Below are 21,291 nucleotides of genomic sequence, written 5' to 3' on the forward strand. Positions count from 1 at the left end.
GTAGGATGTAAGTGATACCAGCACTGTTCGTTGATTATAAAATGCCGCTATAAAGCGGCATTTTTATTGTGAATTGCTTTAGTTATCTAGTTCGCGTAAGGGTTGAAAATAGAGCTAAGAGAAAGCACGTTTTTAATTCTTGAAAGCATTGCGGATTGCTCACTTTCACTTCTAAATTGGCCCTGAGTATTCCCCCATACAGGTCCAGGCCACGCAATATCGTCTTTATAGCGAGCGATATGATGTATATGAAGCTGAGGAACCATATTCCCTAAAGCACCTAAGTTGAGTTTATCTGGCTTAAAGGTTGCTTCTAATGCTTGGCTTACGGCTTGTGATTCGTATAAAAATTGTTGCTGTTCATTCATCGTTAAATGATGAAGCTCTTTTAGGTTTGCACGTTTTGGTACTAGGATAACCCATGGAACGGCATTATCTTTATGAAGCAGAGCAAGTGAGAGCGGAAACTCGCCTATAACACTCGTATCTTTTGCTAGTTGTGGGTGGAGTTCAAAGCTCATAATGTAAGTTCCATCAATGGTGTGTCACGGTTTTTGACTAGATATTTGGGTATCCGTTTCTTTAGTATAATAACGACCAAATAAGATAGTAAGTTTACGACAGGCAAAAAGAAAGGCTGACGCAATACGCCAACCTTTCATTTAACAATCTGTGACTAAAATTACATACGCTCTAGAGTGTCGATACCTAGAAGCGATAGACCTTGTTTGATCGTCTTCGCTGTTAGTGCAGCAAGCTTCAGACGGCTCTGCTTAATTGCATCATCGTCAGCAACTAGGATAGGGCACGCTTCGTAGAAGCTAGAGAATTGACCAGCAAGTTCGAATAGGTAGCTACACATGATGTGTGGTTGACCTTCGCGAGCAACAGATTGTACCGCTTCTTCAAATTGCAGAAGTTTCGCGATAAGTGCTTTCTCTTTCTCTTCAGTGATTTTGATTTCACCTTCAAGAGAGTCCATAGAAATGCCTGCTTTAGCAAATACAGAAGCAACACGAGTGTACGCGTACTGCATGTATGGCGCTGTGTTACCTTCGAATGCAAGCATGTTGTCCCAATCGAACACGTAATCAGTAGTACGGTGCTTAGAAAGATCGGCGTACTTAACCGCCGCCATTGCAACCGTGTTAGCGATCGCTTTCTTCTCGTCTTCTGCAAGTGTTGGGTTCTTAGATTCGATTAACTTAGCTGCACGAACTTCTGCTTCATCAAGAAGATCAGCAAGACGAACGGTACCGCCTGCTCGAGTTTTGAACGGCTTACCATCTTTGCCTAGCATCATGCCAAACGCGTGGTGTTCTAGAGAAACCGATTCTGGGATATAACCTGCTTTACGAACGATAGTCCAAGCTTGCATTAGGTGTTGGTGTTGACGTGAGTCGATGAAGTAAAGGACACGGTCAGCGCCTAATTCTTCAAAACGGTATTTTGCACAAGCAATGTCGGTTGTTGTGTAAAGGAAGCCACCGTCGCGTTTTTGGATGATAACGCCCATTGGGTCGCCATCTTTGTTTTTGTATTCGTCTAGGAAGACAACTTGTGCACCGTCATCTTCTTTAGCAAGACCTTGCTCTTTCAGGTCCGCGACGATGGTAGGTAGCATGCTGTTGTACATGCTTTCGCCCATTACGTGTTCACGAGTTAGAGACACGTTCAGACGATCATAGTTACGTTGGTTTTGAATCATTGTAACGTCAACAAGCTTCTTCCACATATCTGCGCAAAACTCGTCGCCGCTTTGCAGTTTCACAACATAGCCACGTGCTTTAACTGCGAACTCTTCGTCTTCGTCGTAAAGCTTTTTAGATTCTCGGTAAAAGCCTTCAAGATCAGCAAGCTCCATTGAAACTTCACCAGACTCAGCCTGAACACGCTCAAGGTTTGCGATAAGCATACCAAATTGAGTACCCCAGTCACCGATGTGGTTAGCACGGATAACGTTGTGGCCTAGGAATTCAAGCGTACGAACGACAGCATCACCGATGATCGTTGAACGTAGGTGACCAACGTGCATCTCTTTCGCAACGTTAGGAGCCGAGTAATCCGCCACAATTGTTTGTGTTTCTGCTACTGCGACACCAAGGCGAGAATCCGAAAGTGCTGCGTCAGCTTGCTTTGCTAGGAAAGCTTCATCTAGGAAAATGTTAAGGAAACCTGGGCCTGCTATTTCAACTTTAGAAGCGATACCGTCTAGGTTTAGAACGTCCAATACTTTTTGAGCAAATTCTCGAGGGTTAGTGCCTAGTCGTTTAGCAACGCCCATAACGCCGTTTGCTTGGTAGTCACCAAATTGTGGTTTTGCAGATTGGCGAACGGCCGCAGGAGAGCCTGCAGGTGCGCCAGCGGCTTCTAGAGCCTGAGATACTTTGTCATTAATAAGTGCTTGGATATTCACACGGGTTTCCTTCAATTCGGTGGAATTGCAAAGAGCGGTATCAAGCGGCCCCAAAATTGGCCCTATGGCTTGTATACATCATTTATTTCGTTCTTCAATTGGCGCCAATAATAACAACTTTATGGCAAAGCATATAGAGAGTTCTTGGGGAATTTTTCCACTTTTAATCGGCTTATTGATAGTATTATGGCGAAATCACTGTTTTGGATAACAAATAATGTCACAACTCCTTGCAAAAGCGGAATTAACACCAACACAAATGAAAGCAAAACTTAATGAGTTTATGCAGAAAATTCAGTTACTGAGTGATATTTTGTCGTTGGATTTGAGCGAAGTTCAAGCCGATCATATTGCACTTCGTATTAATGACTCAGAACTGGCAAAGTTGGCACATAGTGAGTGGCAAAAAGAAGGGAAGGTAATTTCGCAGGCTCGAATTAATGGGCGCCCGATTATTGTGTTGGAATTTGACGAGCCTCTAGATGCGTTACATTGGAAGATTGAATGTTTGGAGTTACCGTATCCAGCAGAGGGAAAAATGTACCCAGAACAAAGTTGGGAGCATGTTGAATTTGTTATTCCTAGTGATGCAACGACGGCAGAAGAGTACCTTGAGTATTTAAAAGTAACCTTCCCTGCATTTAGAAAGGACTATGCAAGCCTTGATAGTAAAGGCGTTAGCATTAAACTCTCGAGCCCAAAAGGAGAGGGTGAGAGGGTCAACAATCCAACCGTGGCGTTTAAGTGGCAAGGGGTGTGCATTAAGCTACACCCACACACATTAAAAACAATTGTACAATCTGAACTTACTGGACCTGATCTTGATCCATCTGAGTCAGGCCCTTTTTAATTAGTCCAAGATAATCACACCATACCGAGCCAAATAGTGGATTACCCTCTGAATTGTAATCGTAATCCGCTAGCCCAAATTACAATCTGTCGGTCTTAATTGAAACTCGCGGGTAGAGCCGATCTCTTTTCCTAAATTAAGCGTTTCATCTTCATGATGAGCATTGCCTTGAGTATGCATGATAAGGCGATTGGCTGTTCTTGGCTTAAGCTCATTAACGACAAATCGAATCATATCGCTGCGTGTTAGGTGCTTGAGTTCTTCCAGTACGGTTTCTCGTTGATTGAATTCCGTATCTTTATTGCCAATCGCTACCCAAAGTCTTTGCGCGCGACCCCTCAGCGTCGAGTCAGGTGTTGAGATTTGATTCCAAAGACCTCGCTTACTGCTGTGCCATTGATATTCATTGAGTTCGAGAAGAACCATATAAAATGCGTTTAGGAACTCATCGATCGAGCTAATAAGATCGATTGGTGCAGCATTGGGTGATTGTACGTACAGAACAATCCCCGGGTGGCGATTCAATGGCATATTGCCAGTGCCAACCATATAGCCCAGTTGCTGTTTAGTCCGGATTTCATGGAAAAATGTCGCTGACATCAGGTGGTTAGCCAGTGAATATAAAGCGATGCTCTTGGGGTTGGTATCGTCACACTGGTAGTAAACCACAATCGCAGAGTCTTCTTGGTTACAAGTGACCTCTTTTTGAAAAGTACCACTGTTACCTAACATGATGAGAGGGCGTAATGACTCTTCATAAGATTGATTGCTCACTCGCAATGCGTTCTTTAGGGTGTCTGCTAACGCCAATGAGGCTTTTTTTGTCCAATCGCCATAGACGAACATTTCAACATGAAGCTCGCTTAAGATCTCATTCACAAAGATGGAAAGTTCATCAACATCAATTGTTTCCAACGCCTCAATTAACACCGAGTAAGGTGGATTGTTGGGTTGAAGTAATCCTGTAATAGCATTGAAAAGTTGTGAAATGGGACGATCTTGTGATGAATTTCGCCAGCTACGCAGCAGTTGCTGCTTAATTGAATCGAAGCGTTCAGGGTTGAACTGCCTTGCGGCAAATTGAGAAAGAATCATCTCCATCAAATCCGCTTGTTTTTGGCTAAACCCTGAAATAGAAAGCGTCACGCCACCTTGATGGCAGTATAGGTTGTAACTCATACCTGCAATTTCAGCCTGATAGGTTTCTTTCACTAATGAATCCAGAAACATCTCAACACAAAGGCGTGTTTTAACGATGTTTGTTGGCGAAGCCACAGAGTGAGGGCTATCAATAGCAACGTATATGACACCCTTAGGAACGAGAAATTGACTGTCTTGCAAATGCCAGAGTTTAAACCCGTCTTTTTCTTCGATAAGTTCTGGTGTATCTCGGTGCTTTTCTATTTCTTGAGGGTCCAAGTCATAGCAAATGAATCGGTTCTTTGGCGGTAGCGTTAATATGTTGTCGTCTAATAGAGACTGATAACATTGTTGCTTCTTTGGGCTGATCGGTGTGACAGAGTAAGGGGTGTTGTACCATTTCGCTATCTTATCGTAATACTGCTCTTTTGCGACTAAGGTTATGCGCGCATTTTCTACGGTGAACTTGTCTAACAATGAACGAATGAAGATTTCATCATAATGACTCATCATGTAGTCACCATAAATAACATCTTCTTCGGCGTAGTGCTGCATGTTCATCACAAGGTGGCTAGCAAGGTCTAACGGAGTGGTTGGCTCTTGAAAGCGAAAAGCAGATTCAAGTACGGCTTGCTTCTCTTTATATCTCCATTCATCGAAACCATCGGACTCAATCATTCTAATCGAGTGAAAAATAGATTGAATGATGAGATCGGTATTATTGAGTCCTTCGGGAGTAAGAGAGCAACTGATGGTAAATTCACGATAATTATTACCATTCACTCCTCCGCCTGCAGAGAGAGAAGTGATGAGGCCCTGGTCTTTTAGGGAAAGCATTAAGCTGCCTTCTCCTTCATAACCGAGTAAATGAGCAAGATAGGAGAGAGGCTTAGATTGATAGTAGTTATCGATATTCGCCAATGGAAAGGCAATGGTGAGCTTTCGAATATCTTTAACGGGTTCGACTTGAACAAAAATGTTGGTACTGGATTCAATCGCGTATGGTACAGAAATCCGTTTGTTACTGAGATGGTTGTTGACCACATCAGAGAATTTTTCTGTCGCCCAAGACTCTAATTCATCCAAAGATTGATTACCAACCAGTGTTAACGTCATTAGATCGGCGGAGTAATGGCTTTGATAAAAAGTAATAATTTCTTCTCTAATCGAGCCATCTTCGTTATCGCTTAATGTATCGAGGTTTCCAACTGAAAATTTAGCAAACGGATGCTCGGGATTTACAGTTTCTTTGTGAACTTGGTAGAGTCGTCTTGCATCATCTAACAGTTTTAGCTTGAATTCTGACTCAACAGCTTCTCGCTCTTTTTCTAATGCATCGGGGTTAAATAGTGGGTGGGTAAAAAATTGGCTGAATCTATCGAGAGACTGGTTAAATGCGTTAGGTGCAACATCAAAGAAGAAGCAAGTATGTTCGGTACCAGTCCATGCATTATTGTTTCCACCATGTTGGCTGATATAGCTTTGGAACTCCCCCACTTTAGGGAATTTTTCGGTGCCTAGAAAGAGCATGTGCTCGAGAAAATGCGCCAATCCTTCTCGATTTTTTGGGTCATCGAAGTGGCCGACGTGTACCGCTAATGCCGCAGCAGATTTTTGTGCGTTTTGATCGTGAACTAATAACACCCTTAACCCGTTAGATAACGTGATGTAACGATAAGTGTTTGTATCATTTGGGCTTAGATGCACAGGGGAACTCCATCTCGATAAGCGCACAGTTGAGTGCTAAAACGTAAGATTTGTAATAATTTGATAACAAGTATGACTCTTGAAACCATCTCCTGCAAACTTAGGGCTAGAACCAGTTATAATAAACGTTACTTGAGTCTCGGATCTAAATAGATTGTTGGAAAAGACAACCTGTTTGTCTAGGTACTTGATATAATTATCCATAAGTAAGAAAAAAATGATAGAGCAGCTATAGACTGCAACTTTTACGAGTCGTTAGAACTCAAATGTTTTTAGGAAGCCAAGAATGAAAATTTTTATCATGCGCCACGGTGAAGCCGAGCATTTTGCTGCGTCAGATGCAGATCGAGCATTAACCGATAGCGGGCGTTCAGCCTCCATTTCTGTCGCAAAGGCTTGTGCAGAAAAAGGCTTTGCCAAGTTCGACAAGGTATTAGTAAGCCCATACCTTAGAGCCCAGCAGACTTGGCAAACGATCAGTAAGGTATTCGTTAGTGATAATGTTGAGAGATGCGATGATATAACGCCTTACGGTCAATCTCCTCATGTATTCGATTTTGTTAATGCGTTAATCGAAGTTGAGAAGCATGAGTCAGTTTTAATCGTTTCACATTTACCTTTAGTGAGCTATCTTACGGCGGAATTTGCAACTGATATTGTACCTCCAATGTTTCCTACCTCTGGTTTAGCCTGTGTAGAGTTTGATGCTCAGACCCAGAGTGGAAGTTTGCTTTGGCATCTTCATAATTAGGGTCAACAGTTTCTAGGGGCTGTTTTGCAGTCAATAAACCTGAATATCCAAAGACTTCTTGGCTAAGTCGAAGTGCGCCTAGCCATATTTTTGACGACGTCTGTGGACTAAATCTTGCATCCACCGATTAACTTATTAAAAGAACGCTAATTTTAGAATTCAGGCCACTTACGAATCTATGAAATTTACTCTTCCGTTCGCGGATAAACTGCCATCTATTCCTCAGCGTAGCATTCCAGCTATAGGCGCACCGATCATGGTCCTAGCAACCCTAGGAATGATCGTTTTACCTATACCAGCGTTTATTCTCGACCTTTCGTTCACTTTTAACATCGCCTTAGCCATGGTTGTTCTATTGGTTACGGTCTATACCCGCAGGCCATTAGACTTTGCAGCGTTTCCAACCGTTTTACTTATCGCGACATTATTGCGTTTAGCACTTAATGTTGCCTCAACTCGTGTCGTTTTACTTTATGGTCACGAAGGGCCTGGATCGGCAGGTAAAGTTATTGAAGCGTTTGGTAACGTCGTGATCGGTGGCAACTACGCGGTTGGTCTTGTGGTGTTTCTTATCTTGATGATCATCAACTTCATGGTTGTGACTAAAGGTGCAGGACGTATTTCGGAAGTAAGTGCTCGCTTTACGTTAGACGCATTGCCGGGTAAGCAGATGGCTATCGATGCTGATCTCAATGCTGGGTTAATCGATCAGGACCAAGCAAGACTTCGCCGTTTTGAAGTCACCAAAGAAGCCGATTTCTATGGTTCAATGGATGGTGCGTCCAAATTTGTTAAAGGGGATGCCATCGCTGGTATTCTAATCCTGTTTATTAATATCATTGGTGGGCTTGCTATCGGCATGGCTCAATACGGGTTGGGCTTTGGTGAAGCGATAGAGATTTATACTCTATTGACCATTGGTGACGGTCTGGTTGCTCAAATACCGTCGTTACTGTTGTCAATCGGCGCTGCAATGATGGTAACTCGCCAAAATACTGACGAAGACATGGGGCAACAACTTGTCTTCCAAATGTTCGATAACCCGAAAGCATTGATCATAACCGCGGCGATTCTTGCGGTAATGGGGGTTGTACCAGGCATGCCTCACTTTGCTTTCCTTTTACTGGCGACGATAGCAGGAGCTAGTGCCTACTTTATCACCAAAAAGCAGAAAAAAGAGAAAGAAGACGCGAAGTTACCAGTGCCAGCAGAAAAAGAATCATCGACACCAAAAGAGCTCTCTTGGGATGATGTACAACCTGTTGACATCATCGGCTTAGAAGTGGGCTACCGATTGATCCCATTGGTTGATAGAGACCAAGGTGGTGAACTTCTAGAGCGCGTTAAAGGGGTAAGAAAAAAACTGTCCCAAGACTTTGGGTTCTTAATTCCTGCGGTTCATATACGCGATAATTTGGAGTTAACGCCCAATAGCTATCGGATCACCTTAATGGGCGTGGCGGTCGGTGAAGCTGAAATAAGGCCTGATCAGGAGCTAGCTATCAACCCTGGTCAAGTGTATGGAATGATTGAAGGAGAGCACACGATCGACCCTGCTTTTGGTCTAGAGGCCGTGTGGATTCGTGAAGAGCAACGTGAACACGCTCAAGCTCTAGGGTATACCGTTGTAGATTCATCAACTGTACTTGCGACTCATTTGAGTCAATTATTAACCAATAACGCGTCACAGTTAATTGGGCATGAAGAAGTACAGAACTTGATGGAGATGCTGTCGCGAAGCGCCCCTAAACTGGTAGAGAACTTTGTTCCCGACCAGTTACAGTTGGGGACGGTTGTTAAGGTATTACAAAACTTGTTGAATGAAGCTATCCCGATAAGAGACATTAGAACTATCGTTCAAACTTTGTCGGAGTATTCAAGTAAGAGTCAAGAACCTGACATTTTAACGGCTGCTGTTCGTATATCGCTGAAGCGTTTAATTGTCCAAGAAATCAATGGAATAGAGCCAGAATTGCCAGTTATAACATTGATTCCTGAGCTGGAACAAATATTGCATCAGACAATGCAAGCGTCAGGGGGAGAGTCTGCGGGTATAGAGCCAGGTCTTGCAGAGAGACTGCAAAGCTCATTAAGCCAAGCGACTCAAGAGCAAGAACTAAAAGGTGAGCCAGCTGTTTTATTAACTTCTGGTGTACTACGTTCAACCCTAGCGAAGTTTGTTAAGAACACGATCCCATCATTAAGGGTTTTGTCTTATCAAGAGATTCCAGATGAGAAACAAATACGAATTGTACAGGCAGTTGGAAACTAAAGTGACGCTCAAAGCAATTCAAATACGGACATAGACTTTGAAAATTAAACGATTTTTTGCCAAAGACATGCGCTCAGCATTGCTTCAAGTCAAAGAAGAACTTGGTGCTGAAGCGGTGATCATGTCTAATAAAAAAGTCGCCGGTGGTGTGGAAATTGTAGCTGCAGTAGATGGTGACCAAGCACCACGACAATCAAACAGCAGCCAATCAGCGACAAACTACTCCTCTCGACCTCGGAGTGAATCGACGCAGGCTGCGACTGCCAAACCGCAACCGACACCGCGCCAGTTAGCAAGTGATAAAGTAAGCCTTCAAGCGGGAGCTGATACAGGTAAATCTATGACTAAGCGCTTTGCCAATATGCTTAAACAATATAGCAGTGGTGAAGAAGAGCCTGAGCATCGGTCTGAAAATGAAGATTCACTTACTGCTCTGTTGAGACGCCAACGAGCTGCTCAAGCAGAAAGAGCGGAGAGCAATAGTCGTGGTGTGGAACGTGGTCAAGATAGAGCGAGGCAATCTAATCGTAACAGTGCAGATAACAGCTCAAGTGGCATGCTATCAAATTCAGAGTCACCGTTGGCGAAACTGATTGCGCAAGATCGACGTTCGGAAAGAGGAACTCCAAAGCTTGATCCGACTCGTTATGATCGTTCACGCCGCGATGAACCCAATGTCGGAGCTGAAGAGCTTGAAGGTATGCGTGAAGAGATGACCTCCATTCGTCGTCTACTTGAGCATCAAGTATCCGGACTCATGTGGCAAGAAGTTGAGCGTCGTGAACCGCTCCGTGCAATGCTAATTAAACGATTAGAACGAATGGGTGTCTCACTAGAACTTGCCGATCAACTCGCGTGTTACATACCTGAAGACACTGCGCCACCTAAAGCGTGGAAGGCCTTATTGGGCTTAGTAGCCGATCAGATACCGGTTGCTAAAACAGACATATTAAAGCGCGGTGGCATTGTTGCATTGCTGGGACCAACAGGCGTTGGTAAAACCACCACGATAGCAAAATTGGCAGCGCGTGCTGCAATGGAATACGGCTCTGATAACGTTGCGCTGGTGACAACCGATACTTATCGGATTGGCGCTCACGAACAACTTTCGATTTATGGTCGAATTATGGGATGTCCAGTAAGAGTTGCTAAAGATTCCAATGAGTTAGCCGATGTAATATACCAGCTAAGAAATCGCCGTTTAATTTTGGTCGATACCGCGGGTATGGGGCAGCGAGATGTGCGGTTGTCCGAACAGTTGGATACCCTAATGCAAGAGAGCGGGGAGGTGATACACAGTTATTTAGTATTACCAGCAACTGCTCAACGAAAAGTTTTACAGGAAACCATAGAGCACTTTAGAAGAATACCGCTCTCTGGTTGCATCATGACTAAACTGGATGAATCACTCAGTTTAGGTGAATTTTTAAGTGTAATTGTTCAAAATGCATTACCTGTTGCATACATTGCTAACGGTCAGCGAGTTCCGGAAGATATCGTACTCGCTCAACCTAAATACATGGTAGCAAAAGCGAACGAACTACTTGAAAAGTCGACAGATAACGAACCTCACTACTGGAATAGTGACTCAGAAGAGGGGCTCTAGGCGGCGCAATTATATGACAGATAAAATGATTCACGACCAAGCAAGTGGCTTACGCCGATTAACCCAACCTTCACTGACGAAAGTTATATCAGTAACGGGGGGGAAAGGTGGCGTTGGGAAATCAAACGTAACCTTAGGACTGGCCATTTGTATGGCTCGTCAAGGTAAAAAAGTGACGGTTCTAGATGCTGACTTAGGTTTAGCGAACGTAGATATCATGCTCGGAATTCGGCCAAAACGAAATTTAGGGCACGTTTTAGCAGGTGAATGTGAGCTTCGAGATGCCATTGTGGAAGGGCCACATGGCATTAAGATTATTCCGGCAACATCAGGAACGCAGAGCATGACCGAGTTATCCCATGCACAACATGTCGGATTAATTCGTGCTTTTGGTAGCTTAGAAGAAGAAATGGACATACTGTTAATAGATACCGCAGCGGGTATCTCAGATATGGTTGTTAGTTTTTCTCGTGCTGCTCAAGACGTCGTTGTTGTTGTTTGCGATGAGCCTACATCGATTACTGATGCATATGCGCTGATCAAGCTTTTAAGCAAAGAGCATCAGGTTCAACGCTTCAAAGTTGTTGCAAATATGGTCAGAAGCTACCGAGAAGGGCGAGAATTATTCGCAAAGTTGACCTTGGTCACAGAGAGATTCTTGAATGTCAGCCTTGAACTCGTAGCATGTATCCCATTAGATGATAAAGTGCGACAAGCGGTTAAAAAACAAAAGATTGTAGTAGACGCATTTCCGCGCTCTCCTGCAGCCTTGGCCATTAGTTCATTAGCCAATAAAGCGTTGACATGGCCAATACCAAAAACCCCGAGTGGGCATTTGGAGTTTTTTGTAGAGCGTTTACTAAATCGGACCGATATTTTAGGGGAATCATTGAGTGAATAAAGCGCTGACTTACGATCAATACGCGAATCAGAATAGCCAGAAAGTATTTTTGGAGAAATATTCCGTGTTGGTTAAACGCATAGCGCACCATCTCATAGGAAGACTTCCTCCAAGTGTACAAGTTGATGATCTGATTCAAGCGGGCATGATTGGCCTGCTTGAAGCACAAAAAAATTATGATGGAACAAAAGGTGCGAGCTTTGAAACCTATGCAGGCATACGAATTCGGGGCGCGATGCTTGATGATATTCGCCGTGGTGACTGGGTTCCACGTTCTGTTCATAAGCATAATCGAGAAATAGGACAAGCAATTGCAACGTTAGAAGGGGAGTTAAACAGAGACCCAACTGATGCGGAAGTTGCAAAACACCTAGATATGTCGCTAAAACAGTACCACACTGTTTTAACAGACATAAATTGTTCTCGGTTAGTTGGCATCGAAGATTTGGGTATATCTGATGATGCTATTGCTCCGGTAGAGGCGGATAAGAACACGCCATTTAGCGGTGTCGCGGATGAATTTTTTAGAAAAGCATTAATAGAATCAATAAAGTCGCTACCAGAGCGTGAAGCCCTAGTACTTTCGCTTTATTATGACGAAGAGTTAAACTTAAAAGAAATTGGTGAAGTAATTGGTGTTAGTGAATCTCGCGTAAGCCAAATATTAAGCCAATCAATGCAGCGTCTACGCACAAAGTTAAGTGCTTGGACTGAACATGAATAACAATCACTGATATCACTCTCAGTGGAGGCAATTTTGAATAAAAACATGAAGATCCTTATTGTTGACGATTTTTCAACAATGCGTCGTATCGTTAAAAACCTACTACGTGACTTGGGGTTTAATAATACTCAAGAAGCAGATGACGGTCTTACTGCGTTGCCTATGTTAAAGAAAGGCGAGTTTGATTTTGTTGTAACTGACTGGAACATGCCAGGAATGCAAGGAATCGACTTACTGAAGAATATTCGATCTGATGATGAACTTAAGCATTTACCAGTTCTTATGATCACGGCAGAAGCAAAGCGTGAGCAGATTATTGAAGCGGCACAAGCGGGTGTAAATGGTTACATTGTTAAGCCGTTTACAGCAGCAACGCTGAAAGAAAAACTGGACAAAATTTTTGAGCGTTTATAAATCAAAAGTTTCAGACGTTTATTGAGCGCAATTAAGGCCAAATCAGGATGATTTCACTAGAACAAGCAAAACAACTTGTCGAGCTACTTGAGAGTGAGCAACAACAGGAAGCTGACTTGCTAGTTAAAACTATCTATGAAGGTGGTGAAAGTGCCATGCTTCAAGAGATAGGGACGCTGACCCGAGATCTACACGACTCACTACAGAACTTTCATGTTGATGAACGTATGAGTGAAATCGCGAAAGATGAGATTCCAGATGCTAGAGATAGACTGAAATACGTCATCGAGAAGACGGAAGTGGCAGCAAATAAGACAATGGATGCTGTTGATCGATGCATGCCGATTGCAGATAACCTTCATAATGGTCTACTGCAAGTTAGGCCTCAATGGAATGAGTTAATGCATGGGCGAATAGAGTTGGCTAAGTTTAAAGAACTTTGTCATCGTATTGATGGGCTGCTCACCGAAGTCGAAGGCGACAGCACTGAGCTTAAAGGCCAATTAACGGAAATCTTGATGGCGCAAGATTTCCAAGATCTAACGGGGCAAATCATCAGTCGCGTTATAACGTTGGTCAATGAAGTAGAAGATCGACTCGTCGAAATTCTTACTGTATTTGGAACAAGCCAAAAACAACAAACAGACGATGACAAGAATAAAGCATCAATCAGTCCTGAAGGACCAATTATGAATCCTCATGAACGAACGGATGCAGTTTCATCTCAAGATGAAGTCGACGACTTATTATCAAGTCTTGGGTTTTAGGGGTAACGTATGAGCTATGATTTAGACGAAGATATTCTACAGGACTTTTTAGTTGAGGCGGGTGAGATACTCGAACTCCTTTCAGAACAACTTGTTGAACTAGAAAATAACCCAGAAGACAAAGAACTTCTTAATGCCATTTTCCGTGGATTTCACACCGTTAAAGGTGGCGCAGGTTTCCTTTCCCTAACAGAACTAGTTGATACCTGTCATGGTGCTGAGAACGTTTTTGATATTTTGCGTAACGGGCAACGTTCGGTGACTTCTGGTCTGATGGATACCATGCTACGAGCGTTAGATACTGTTAACGAACAGTTTAAAGCGGTTCAAGACTCAGTGCCTTTGCCTGTAGCAGAGCAAGATCTATTGGATGAACTACATCGACTATGTCGACCAGAATCCGAAGATGACGTTGCAGAAGTCGAAACAGTAGAAGAAGTTGTCGTTCCTGAATCCGTAGCCCCAGAACCTGTCGCACCCGAGCCAACTCCTTCAACAGAAGCCGCCGATTCGGTAGGATCTGTTGATGAGATTACTCAAGATGAGTTTGAAAAGCTTCTTGATGAATTACACGGTAAAGGCACAGCTCCAAATTTATCATCAACACCTGTACCAGCTGCGGACCCAGAGCCTGCGGTGAGTGCCGATATGAGTGGTGACATTACTGATGATGAATTTGAAAAACTGCTAGATGAACTTCATGGTTCAGGTAAAAGCCCACAAGCTTCAACTCAAGCAGCGCCACCTCCACCTCCTGCCCCAGAGCCGCCTAAGGCTCCTTCGGCCGCGACTGGTGGTGACAATTTAATGTCAGACGCCGAGTTTGAAAAGCTTCTTGATGATTTACATGGTTCAGGTAAAGGACCTTCACCGGATGAGCTAGATGCTGCTACTAAACCAGTAGCTACGGCAGCGCCAACGCCTGCCCCTGCTCCTAAGCCAGCTCCTGCGCCAAAACCAGCACCTAAAGCTGAAGCAAAACCACCGGCGAAAAAAGACGCACAAGTACCCGCAACCCAAGCGAAAAAAACACAAGCAGAGGCAACGGTTCGTGTCGATACCTCTACGCTTGATACCATCATGAATATGGTGGGTGAGTTAGTATTGGTAAGAAATCGCCTACTTAGTCTTGGTCTAAATAGCAATGACGAAGAGATGGCGAAAGCTGTTTCAAATTTAGATGTCGTTACTGCCGATTTACAAGGTGCGGTAATGAAGACCAGAATGCAGCCAATTAAGAAAGTTTTTGGTCGCTTCCCTCGAGTCGTAAGAGATTTAGCAAGAAGTTTGAATAAAGACATCACGCTTGAAATGCGCGGTGAAGAAACCGATTTAGATAAAAACCTTGTTGAAGCGTTAGCCGATCCACTTATTCACTTGGTGAGAAACTCGGTCGATCATGGCATTGAGATGCCAGATGATCGTGCAGCAGCAGGCAAGCCTCGAAACGGTAAAGTGATACTTTCTGCTTCTCAAGAAGGCGACCATATCGAATTGGCTATCGTCGATGATGGTGGTGGTATGGACCCCGATAAGTTACGTTCTATTGCTGTCAATCGTGGCATCATGGATGAAGATGCGGCCTCTCGACTGTCTAATAAAGAGTGCTTCAACTTAATCTTTATGCCTGGTTTCTCAAGCAAAGAAAAAATATCGGATATATCAGGACGTGGCGTGGGAATGGACGTGGTTAAAACCGCGATCAACACCCTTAATGGTTCGATCGATATTGATTCGGAGCTGACTAAAGGCACCAAAATAACCATTAAGGTACCGTTAACTCTAGCTATATTACCGACATTAATGGTGGGCGTAGCAGGGCATCCTTTTGCTCTACCACTGGCCAGTGTCAATGAAATATTCCACCTTGACCTAAGCCGAACCAACATTGTCGACGGACAGCTGACGATCATTGTTCGTGAAAAGTCTATCCCACTTTTCTATCTACAGAATTGGCTAGCGCCACAAGCTGGCTTAGTCGAGTTAAGAAAAGGGCACGGGCATGTGGTCATTGTACAAATCGGTAGCCAAAGAGTCGGTTTTGTTGTTGACACCTTGATTGGTCAAGAAGAGGTGGTCATTAAACCTCTTGATGCTCTGTTACAAGGGACACCGGGTATGGCGGGCGCAACAATCACAAGTGACGGGCATATCGCACTAATTTTAGACGTGCCAGATTTATTGAAGCAGTACGCAGCTGCTTCAAGAATCTAGCTAGCGTCGGATAATAAAAGGGAACCTATGGCGATTAAAGTACTCGTGGTTGATGACTCTAGCTTCTTTAGACGTAGAGTCAGCGAGATTATTAATTCAGAATCGCGATTAGAAGTGATGGATGTGGCAGTCAACGGCAAAGAAGCGGTTGAAAAAGCGAAGAAGCTTAAGCCTGACGTCATTACTATGGATATCGAGATGCCGGTGATGGATGGTATTACTGCTGTCAAACAGATCATGGCTGTATGTCCTACACCCATACTCATGTTTTCATCTCTCACACATGATGGTGCAAAAGCAACACTCGATGCACTTGATGCAGGCGCGTTAGATTTTTTACCTAAGAAGTTTGAAGATATCGCTCGTAATCGAGATGATGCAGTTACTTTACTTCAACAGCGTGTGATTCAAATTGCCTCAAAACGCACGATGATGCGAAGAGCACCCGTTGTGGCTCGTCCATCATCGACATCTGCACTGTCACCAAGCCCAACGGTTGGGAATCGCACAGCTAGGCCGTCAACAGCGCCTACAAAGGCAGCGGCTAGATTTAAAGCGACAGGCAAAAAATATCAGCTGACCGCAATAGGCACCTCTACGGGGGGACCAGTTGCGCTACAAAAAATATTGACCAAACTACCAGCGAACTACCCACATCCGATCCTGCTGATTCAACATATGCCAGCAACGTTCACATCCGCTTTTGCGAGTCGCCTTAATTCACTTTGTAAAGTAGAGGTAAAAGAAGCGCAAGACGGAGACATTTTGCGTCCTGGAGTTGCGTATTTAGCTCCTGGTGGCAAACAAATGATGGTTGATGGACGCCCTGGTTCAGCTCGGCTTCGAGTCATCGATGGTGGCGAGCGCATGAACTACAAACCCTGCGTTGATGTCACGTTTGGCTCTGCAGCGAAAATATACTCTGAAAAAGTACTCTCTATGGTACTCACAGGTATGGGTGCAGATGGACGAGAAGGCGCTCGAATGCTCAAATCTGCCGGAGCAACGATATGGGCACAAGATGAAGAGAGCTGTGTCGTTTATGGTATGCCTCAGGCCGTAGCGAAAGCGGGGATCTCTACAGAAGACTTACCCCTTGATCGTATTGCAGAGCGAATGCTCGTTGAAGTCGGTATTGGGTAGAGGTGTCGTAATGATAGTTTGGAGCGTAGCAAACCAAAAGGGCGGTGTCGGTAAAACGACAACGACGATTACGTTAGCGGGTTTGCTCAGCAAACAAGGAAAAAGGGTTCTGCTCGTCGATACTGATCCACATGGCTCATTAACGACCTATTTAGGCTTTGATTCAGATAATGTTCCTGCGAGCTTATTTGATCTTTTTCAATTAAAAGAATACACAGAATCGAGTGTATCGCCTCTTATATTGAAGACTGAGATCGAAGGGATCGATATTATCCCTGCTCATATGTCTCTTGCGACCTTAGATCGTGTAATGGGCAATCGCAGTGGTATGGGACTAATTCTAAAACGAGCTCTTTTGGCGCTACGCGCTAATTATGATTACGTTCTCATAGATTGCCCTCCTATATTGGGCGTTATGATGGTAAATGCGCTGGCAGCCAGCGATCGAATCCTAATCCCAGTACAAACAGAATTTTTAGCTATGAAAGGGCTGGAGCGTATGGTGCGAACACTCGCGATCATGCAGAAGTCTAGGAATAAAGGGTTTAAAGTGACCATTGTTCCGACGATGTATGACAAGCGAACGAACGCATCACTACAAACTCTCAATCAGCTAAAAAAGGATTATCCAGAACAAGTGTGGAACTCAGCGGTGCCTATTGATACTAAGTTTAGAGATGCAAGTCTAAAGCATTTGCCTGTCTCTCACTTTGCGGCCGGAAGTCGCGGTGTATTTGCGTATAAGCAGTTACTCCTGTTTCTTGAGAGGCTAGACATTAATGAGTAACGCATCATTGATCTCCAGTGAACAAGCTCTTGATGAGTATTTTACGGCTCTGCTAGATGACGAGGAAATCTCACTTACAGAATTAACCGACGCAGACAGTATTGACGCCTCTACTGATGATGTTGCACTCACACCTGAGTTACAGCCACAGGAAGAGAAAAGTCTTTATCAAGTTCAGCGCGAAGAAATTGTTGCTCCAAATCTTGAAGATGTTGAGCGCTTATTGCAGCAGCTTGAAGCGAGTAACCCTGTAGCTGAGCTTGATCTTGAAGAGATATTAGAAGAGAACACTCGCCAGATAGCAGAAGAGAAAAAATCGCTACTCCAAGATGAGATTGAAGAAGTCCAAGATTGGCCTGTTGATGATGTAGTTGCAGAAGAGCAAATAGATCTAAGTGACTCAACACCCGTTGCTCAGGATCTAGAAACGACTCTGACAGACGCAATACAAGAAGAAACACATTTACCTGAAGAGCAAGTACAAGCATTCACTCAAGAACCTGATATTACAATACCTGACGTTGAGGTAGAGGAAAGTGTTGAGTTAGAAACTCAAACGGGTGGGTCTGGGTTGGACGTTTGGCAGAGCACCAAACGCTCAGAGGATTTTCAGGTACTCTACTTTGATGTAAATGGTGTCATGTTTGCAGTTCCTTTAGATGAGTTAGGTGGCATTCACCGCTTGGCAGAGTTAAGTCATCTGATTGGGCGACCTAATTGGTATTTGGGATTACAAACAAGTAAAGAGAATCAACTCGATGTGGTAGACACTGCGCAGTGGGTGATGTCTGAAAAACTAAGCGACGACAGCCATAAAGAGCAGTATCAATATATTGTCATGTTGGGTGAAAGTATGTGGGGGCTTGCAAGTACTGAACTTAAAGGTACTGAGTCACTCAATACAGATAAAGTCCGTTGGCGTGAAACCGCCGGAAAGAGGCCATGGCTTGCGGGAATGGTTAAAGAAAAAATGTGCGCTTTGATTCATGTTGAAGCATTGATAGCTATGCTTAATGCAGGGCTTGATGTAAAAGCACTCAATAAATAACGTATTTGTGTCGAAAACGACTTAGAGAGGAAAAGGTATGTCTCAATCTAATGAAGTCGAAGTAAGAAAAGATCAGTCTAATGACGAAGTGCTTCAGTGGGTGACGTTCCAGCTTGAAGAAGAAACCTATGGCATCAACGTAATGCAGGTGCGAGAAGTGTTACGCTACACTGAAATAGCGCCTGTTCCAGGTGCACCAGATTACGTGCTAGGTATCATTAACCTTCGTGGTAACGTTGTGACAGTGATTGATACCCGTTCTCGATTTGGCCTTATGGAAGGTGAAATTACAGATAATACTCGTATTATTGTGATTGAATCAGAGAGACAAGTTATCGGCATTTTAGTCGACAGTGTTGCTGAAGTGGTTTATCTACGTTCTTCTGAAATTGACACGACTCCAAGTGTTGGTACCGATGAAAGTGCGAAATTCATTCAAGGTGTGAGTAATCGTGATGGCAAACTACTGATCTTGGTTGACCTGAACAAATTGCTTTCAGACGAAGAATGGGATGACATGGCTCACCTATAATGGCAGCTGACTTTGTGATTACTGCTCCCATTTTAGTGGGAGTGATAAGCTTTATTGTTGCAGTTGTAAGCTTTACTGCTATTCGCTCACGCAGTAAAGCGATTAAACAGCGTGAAGTTTACCGCCAGCAATTTCGAAACCTGGACAAAGAGCTGCAAAAGTCGAATAAGCAGCTGCTTGAAGTGCGATCAGTCGTTGTCGGATTAGGGCAAAGAGTGAGTGAGCAGCAAGACCTCATTAAGCATTTAAATGAACGAATCTCTGAACTCGAGCAAGCAGATGGTGATGGCCGCTTATATACACGAGCCAGTAAAATGGTTCAGTTGGGCGCTGGGTTGCACGAGCTAATTGAAGAGTGCGAGCTTCCAAAAGCAGAAGCGGAGCTCATGATGTCGCTTCAAAATAAGTTAACAGGTAAAGAAAAAATCCCACCATTAGAAACAACACCTGACAAAAGAGCAATGACTCAAAAAACAGCTCGCCATCGTAAATAATACTAAAAGGAAGCTCAGCTTCCTTTTATTCATTATGTAACTCTAAAGTAGTAAATGAGACAAAAAGTGATTAGAAATTAACAGTTTCTTACGTAGTTTCGTGACTCATGAAGCGGTAATCCTATTTCGTATAATGTTGGCTGTGTTAGTATAAGTTTCATGAATTTTCTTGATGATCACACATGCTAGAAGTAAAGAAGCTAACTGCCATTCGAGACGAAAGAGTACTGTTCGAATCGTTATCCTTTCAGGTAAAAGAAGGCGAGCTAGTTCAAGTTGAAGGGCGTAATGGAACCGGTAAAACGACACTGTTACGTATTATTACTGGTCTTGGCGATCGCGATGAGGGTGATATCTTCTGGAATGAAGAAAATATCGAATCTAACCGTGATGCATTCCATCAAGATCTTTTATTTTTGGGTCATCAAACTGGGATTAAGCGAGAGCTCACAGCTTTTGAGAACCTTCATTTCTATCAATCTATCCACGCACCTGAGCATCGAGATAAAGACACGCTTTTTCAAGCACTCACTAAAGTTGGTTTAGCGGGTCGTGAAGATGTACCTGTTGCACAACTTTCGGCTGGCCAGCAACGTCGCGTTGCGTTAGCGCGTTTGTGGTTAAGCAAGCAAAAGTTATGGATTTTAGATGAGCCGTTAACGGCAATCGATAAACAAGGTGTAAAGGTTCTCGAGTCTCTATTTTTGCAGCATGCTGAGAATGGCGGAATCGTCATGTTAACGACCCATCAGGATATGTTCACCGACAATCCCAAGCTAAGAAAAATTAAACTAGGGAATTAACGATGATTTCAACCATGAACATCATTGTTCGACGAGAGCTTTTGATCGCTTTTCGCCGACAAGCCGACATTTTTAATCCGCTGTGGTTTTTCATCATCGTGATTACTCTGTTTCCGCTCAGCATTGGCCCCGAGCCAAACTTACTTGCTCGTATAGCTGCGGGTATTGTTTGGGTTGCGGCTTTACTCTCTGCGCTTTTATCTCTAGAGCGGTTGTTTCGCGACGATTTCCAAGATGGTGCTTTAGAGCAGATGATGCTTATGCCAATCCCATTGCCTATCGTTGTAATGTCAAAGGTGTTTGCTCACTGGGTATTAACGGGTCTACCGTTAATTCTCATTAGCCCGCTGTTGTCGATCTTATTATCCCTCGATTTTAATACTTGGAAGGCGGTGGTATTAACATTGCTTGTAGGAACGCCAACGTTGAGTTTTATTGGTGCAATCGGCGTCGCATTGACCGTTGGGTTACAAAAGGGAGGGGTATTATTGAGTTTGTTAATTTTGCCGCTGTATATCCCAATTTTGATATTCGCAACTTCAGCGATAGATGCCGCCTCATTAGGGGTAGCATATAATGGTCAGCTAGCAATACTAGGTGCAATGTTGGCCGGCTCAATGACCTTAACACCACTGGCAATCAGTGCAGCACTAAGAGTCAGTGTTCATTAACAGTTTATTTTTATAATTCTAGAACGGGCATTAAGTTCGTCTAAACGAAGT

Annotated in this window: 19 protein-coding genes; 16 read left to right on the forward strand and 3 right to left on the reverse strand. The window is 43.7% G+C overall.

Annotated elements, in window-relative coordinates:
• Positions 1-86: 86 nt before the first annotated feature.
• Both KP803_RS05200 and argS read right to left on the reverse strand, forming a co-directional pair.
• Complete coding sequence (locus KP803_RS05200; protein ID WP_248007785.1) at positions 87-521, reverse strand: HIT family protein; 435 nt, start codon at positions 519-521, stop codon at positions 87-89.
• 161 nt (positions 522-682) lie between these two features.
• On the reverse strand, positions 683-2,416 hold the full coding sequence (argS, locus tag KP803_RS05205; RefSeq protein ID WP_248007786.1) for an arginine--tRNA ligase: 1,734 nt from the start codon (positions 2,414-2,416) through the stop codon (positions 683-685).
• 217 nt (positions 2,417-2,633) lie between these two features.
• Between argS and KP803_RS05210 the strand changes: the two genes are divergently transcribed.
• Entirely contained in the window at positions 2,634-3,266 is a 633-nt protein-coding gene (locus KP803_RS05210; protein WP_248007787.1) for a VOC family protein, read from the forward strand.
• Positions 3,267-3,335: 69 nt separating this feature from the next.
• On the opposite strand, the gene KP803_RS05215 is transcribed toward KP803_RS05210, so the two are convergent.
• On the reverse strand, positions 3,336-6,113 hold the full coding sequence (locus KP803_RS05215; RefSeq protein WP_248007788.1) for an insulinase family protein: 2,778 nt from the start codon (positions 6,111-6,113) through the stop codon (positions 3,336-3,338).
• A gap of 286 nt (positions 6,114-6,399) precedes the next feature.
• Here KP803_RS05215 and sixA point away from each other — a divergent pair, with 286 nt between their 5' ends.
• The 15 genes from sixA to ccmB all read left to right on the forward strand — a co-directional run bounded on the left by sixA (position 6,400) and on the right by ccmB (position 21,240).
• Positions 6,400-6,864: a phosphohistidine phosphatase SixA gene (gene sixA / locus KP803_RS05220; RefSeq protein ID WP_248007789.1), complete on the forward strand. Its 465-nt coding sequence runs from the start codon at positions 6,400-6,402 to the stop codon at positions 6,862-6,864.
• A gap of 178 nt (positions 6,865-7,042) precedes the next feature.
• Complete coding sequence (flhA, locus tag KP803_RS05225; protein ID WP_248007790.1) at positions 7,043-9,136, forward strand: flagellar biosynthesis protein FlhA; 2,094 nt, start codon at positions 7,043-7,045, stop codon at positions 9,134-9,136.
• 37 nt (positions 9,137-9,173) lie between these two features.
• Entirely contained in the window at positions 9,174-10,742 is a 1,569-nt protein-coding gene (gene flhF / locus KP803_RS05230) for a flagellar biosynthesis GTPase FlhF (RefSeq protein ID WP_248007791.1), read from the forward strand.
• A 13-nt stretch (positions 10,743-10,755) separates the two neighbouring features.
• Positions 10,756-11,643 carry a MinD/ParA family protein gene (locus KP803_RS05235; protein WP_248007792.1) on the forward strand — a complete coding sequence of 296 codons (888 nt, stop codon included), beginning with the start codon at positions 10,756-10,758 and terminating at the stop codon, positions 11,641-11,643.
• Positions 11,636-12,367 carry an RNA polymerase sigma factor FliA gene (locus tag KP803_RS05240; protein ID WP_248007793.1) on the forward strand — a complete coding sequence of 244 codons (732 nt, stop codon included), beginning with the start codon at positions 11,636-11,638 and terminating at the stop codon, positions 12,365-12,367. The genes KP803_RS05235 and KP803_RS05240 overlap by 8 nt, the downstream gene beginning before the upstream one ends.
• Before the next feature lie 45 nt (positions 12,368-12,412).
• Positions 12,413-12,781, forward strand: a complete 369-nt coding sequence (cheY, locus tag KP803_RS05245; protein ID WP_077311652.1) for a chemotaxis response regulator CheY — start codon at positions 12,413-12,415, stop codon at positions 12,779-12,781.
• Between the two features lie 47 nt (positions 12,782-12,828).
• A complete protein-coding gene (locus KP803_RS05250; protein ID WP_248007794.1) occupies positions 12,829-13,548 on the forward strand; it encodes a protein phosphatase CheZ in 720 nt (239 codons plus the stop codon).
• A 9-nt stretch (positions 13,549-13,557) separates the two neighbouring features.
• A complete protein-coding gene (locus KP803_RS05255) occupies positions 13,558-15,762 on the forward strand; it encodes a chemotaxis protein CheA (protein ID WP_248007795.1) in 2,205 nt (734 codons plus the stop codon).
• 27 nt (positions 15,763-15,789) lie between these two features.
• On the forward strand, positions 15,790-16,905 hold the full coding sequence (locus KP803_RS05260; protein WP_248007796.1) for a protein-glutamate methylesterase/protein-glutamine glutaminase: 1,116 nt from the start codon (positions 15,790-15,792) through the stop codon (positions 16,903-16,905).
• A 10-nt stretch (positions 16,906-16,915) separates the two neighbouring features.
• Complete coding sequence (locus KP803_RS05265) at positions 16,916-17,692, forward strand: ParA family protein (protein ID WP_248007797.1); 777 nt, start codon at positions 16,916-16,918, stop codon at positions 17,690-17,692.
• Positions 17,685-18,740, forward strand: a complete 1,056-nt coding sequence (locus KP803_RS05270; protein ID WP_248007798.1) for a chemotaxis protein CheW — start codon at positions 17,685-17,687, stop codon at positions 18,738-18,740. The genes KP803_RS05265 and KP803_RS05270 overlap by 8 nt, the downstream gene beginning before the upstream one ends.
• A 37-nt stretch (positions 18,741-18,777) precedes the next feature.
• Positions 18,778-19,272 (forward strand): chemotaxis protein CheW, encoded by a 495-nt coding sequence (locus KP803_RS05275; RefSeq protein WP_017035204.1) that lies wholly within the window; start codon positions 18,778-18,780, stop codon positions 19,270-19,272.
• Positions 19,272-19,766: a DUF2802 domain-containing protein gene (locus tag KP803_RS05280; RefSeq protein ID WP_248007799.1), complete on the forward strand. Its 495-nt coding sequence runs from the start codon at positions 19,272-19,274 to the stop codon at positions 19,764-19,766. The genes KP803_RS05275 and KP803_RS05280 overlap by 1 nt, the downstream gene beginning before the upstream one ends.
• A 182-nt stretch (positions 19,767-19,948) precedes the next feature.
• Positions 19,949-20,569 carry a cytochrome c biogenesis heme-transporting ATPase CcmA gene (ccmA, locus tag KP803_RS05285; protein ID WP_248007800.1) on the forward strand — a complete coding sequence of 207 codons (621 nt, stop codon included), beginning with the start codon at positions 19,949-19,951 and terminating at the stop codon, positions 20,567-20,569.
• 2 nt (positions 20,570-20,571) lie between these two features.
• On the forward strand, positions 20,572-21,240 hold the full coding sequence (gene ccmB / locus KP803_RS05290) for a heme exporter protein CcmB (RefSeq protein ID WP_248007801.1): 669 nt from the start codon (positions 20,572-20,574) through the stop codon (positions 21,238-21,240).
• Positions 21,241-21,291: the final 51 nt, after the last annotated feature.

This window comes from Vibrio amylolyticus, assembly GCF_023145695.1.
GTDB classification, from domain to species: Bacteria; Pseudomonadota; Gammaproteobacteria; order Enterobacterales; family Vibrionaceae; genus Vibrio; species Vibrio amylolyticus.

Excerpts from the sequence above, each read along its gene's own strand:
- KP803_RS05200 (WP_248007785.1), bottom strand. The coding sequence starts at position 521 with ATGAGCTTTGAACTCCACCCACAACTAGCAAAAGATACGAGTGTTATA.
- KP803_RS05210 (WP_248007787.1), top strand. The coding sequence starts at position 2,634 with ATGTCACAACTCCTTGCAAAAGCGGAATTAACACCAACACAAATGAAA.
- sixA (WP_248007789.1), top strand. The coding sequence starts at position 6,400 with ATGAAAATTTTTATCATGCGCCACGGTGAAGCCGAGCATTTTGCTGCG.
- flhA (WP_248007790.1), top strand. The coding sequence starts at position 7,043 with ATGAAATTTACTCTTCCGTTCGCGGATAAACTGCCATCTATTCCTCAG.
- KP803_RS05235 (WP_248007792.1), top strand. The coding sequence starts at position 10,756 with ATGACAGATAAAATGATTCACGACCAAGCAAGTGGCTTACGCCGATTA.
- cheY (WP_077311652.1), top strand. The coding sequence starts at position 12,413 with ATGAAGATCCTTATTGTTGACGATTTTTCAACAATGCGTCGTATCGTT.
- KP803_RS05250 (WP_248007794.1), top strand. The coding sequence starts at position 12,829 with ATGATTTCACTAGAACAAGCAAAACAACTTGTCGAGCTACTTGAGAGT.
- KP803_RS05255 (WP_248007795.1), top strand. The coding sequence starts at position 13,558 with ATGAGCTATGATTTAGACGAAGATATTCTACAGGACTTTTTAGTTGAG.
- KP803_RS05260 (WP_248007796.1), top strand. The coding sequence starts at position 15,790 with ATGGCGATTAAAGTACTCGTGGTTGATGACTCTAGCTTCTTTAGACGT.
- KP803_RS05265 (WP_248007797.1), top strand. The coding sequence starts at position 16,916 with ATGATAGTTTGGAGCGTAGCAAACCAAAAGGGCGGTGTCGGTAAAACG.
- KP803_RS05270 (WP_248007798.1), top strand. The coding sequence starts at position 17,685 with ATGAGTAACGCATCATTGATCTCCAGTGAACAAGCTCTTGATGAGTAT.
- KP803_RS05275 (WP_017035204.1), top strand. The coding sequence starts at position 18,778 with ATGTCTCAATCTAATGAAGTCGAAGTAAGAAAAGATCAGTCTAATGAC.
- KP803_RS05280 (WP_248007799.1), top strand. The coding sequence starts at position 19,272 with ATGGCAGCTGACTTTGTGATTACTGCTCCCATTTTAGTGGGAGTGATA.
- ccmA (WP_248007800.1), top strand. The coding sequence starts at position 19,949 with ATGCTAGAAGTAAAGAAGCTAACTGCCATTCGAGACGAAAGAGTACTG.
- ccmB (WP_248007801.1), top strand. The coding sequence starts at position 20,572 with ATGATTTCAACCATGAACATCATTGTTCGACGAGAGCTTTTGATCGCT.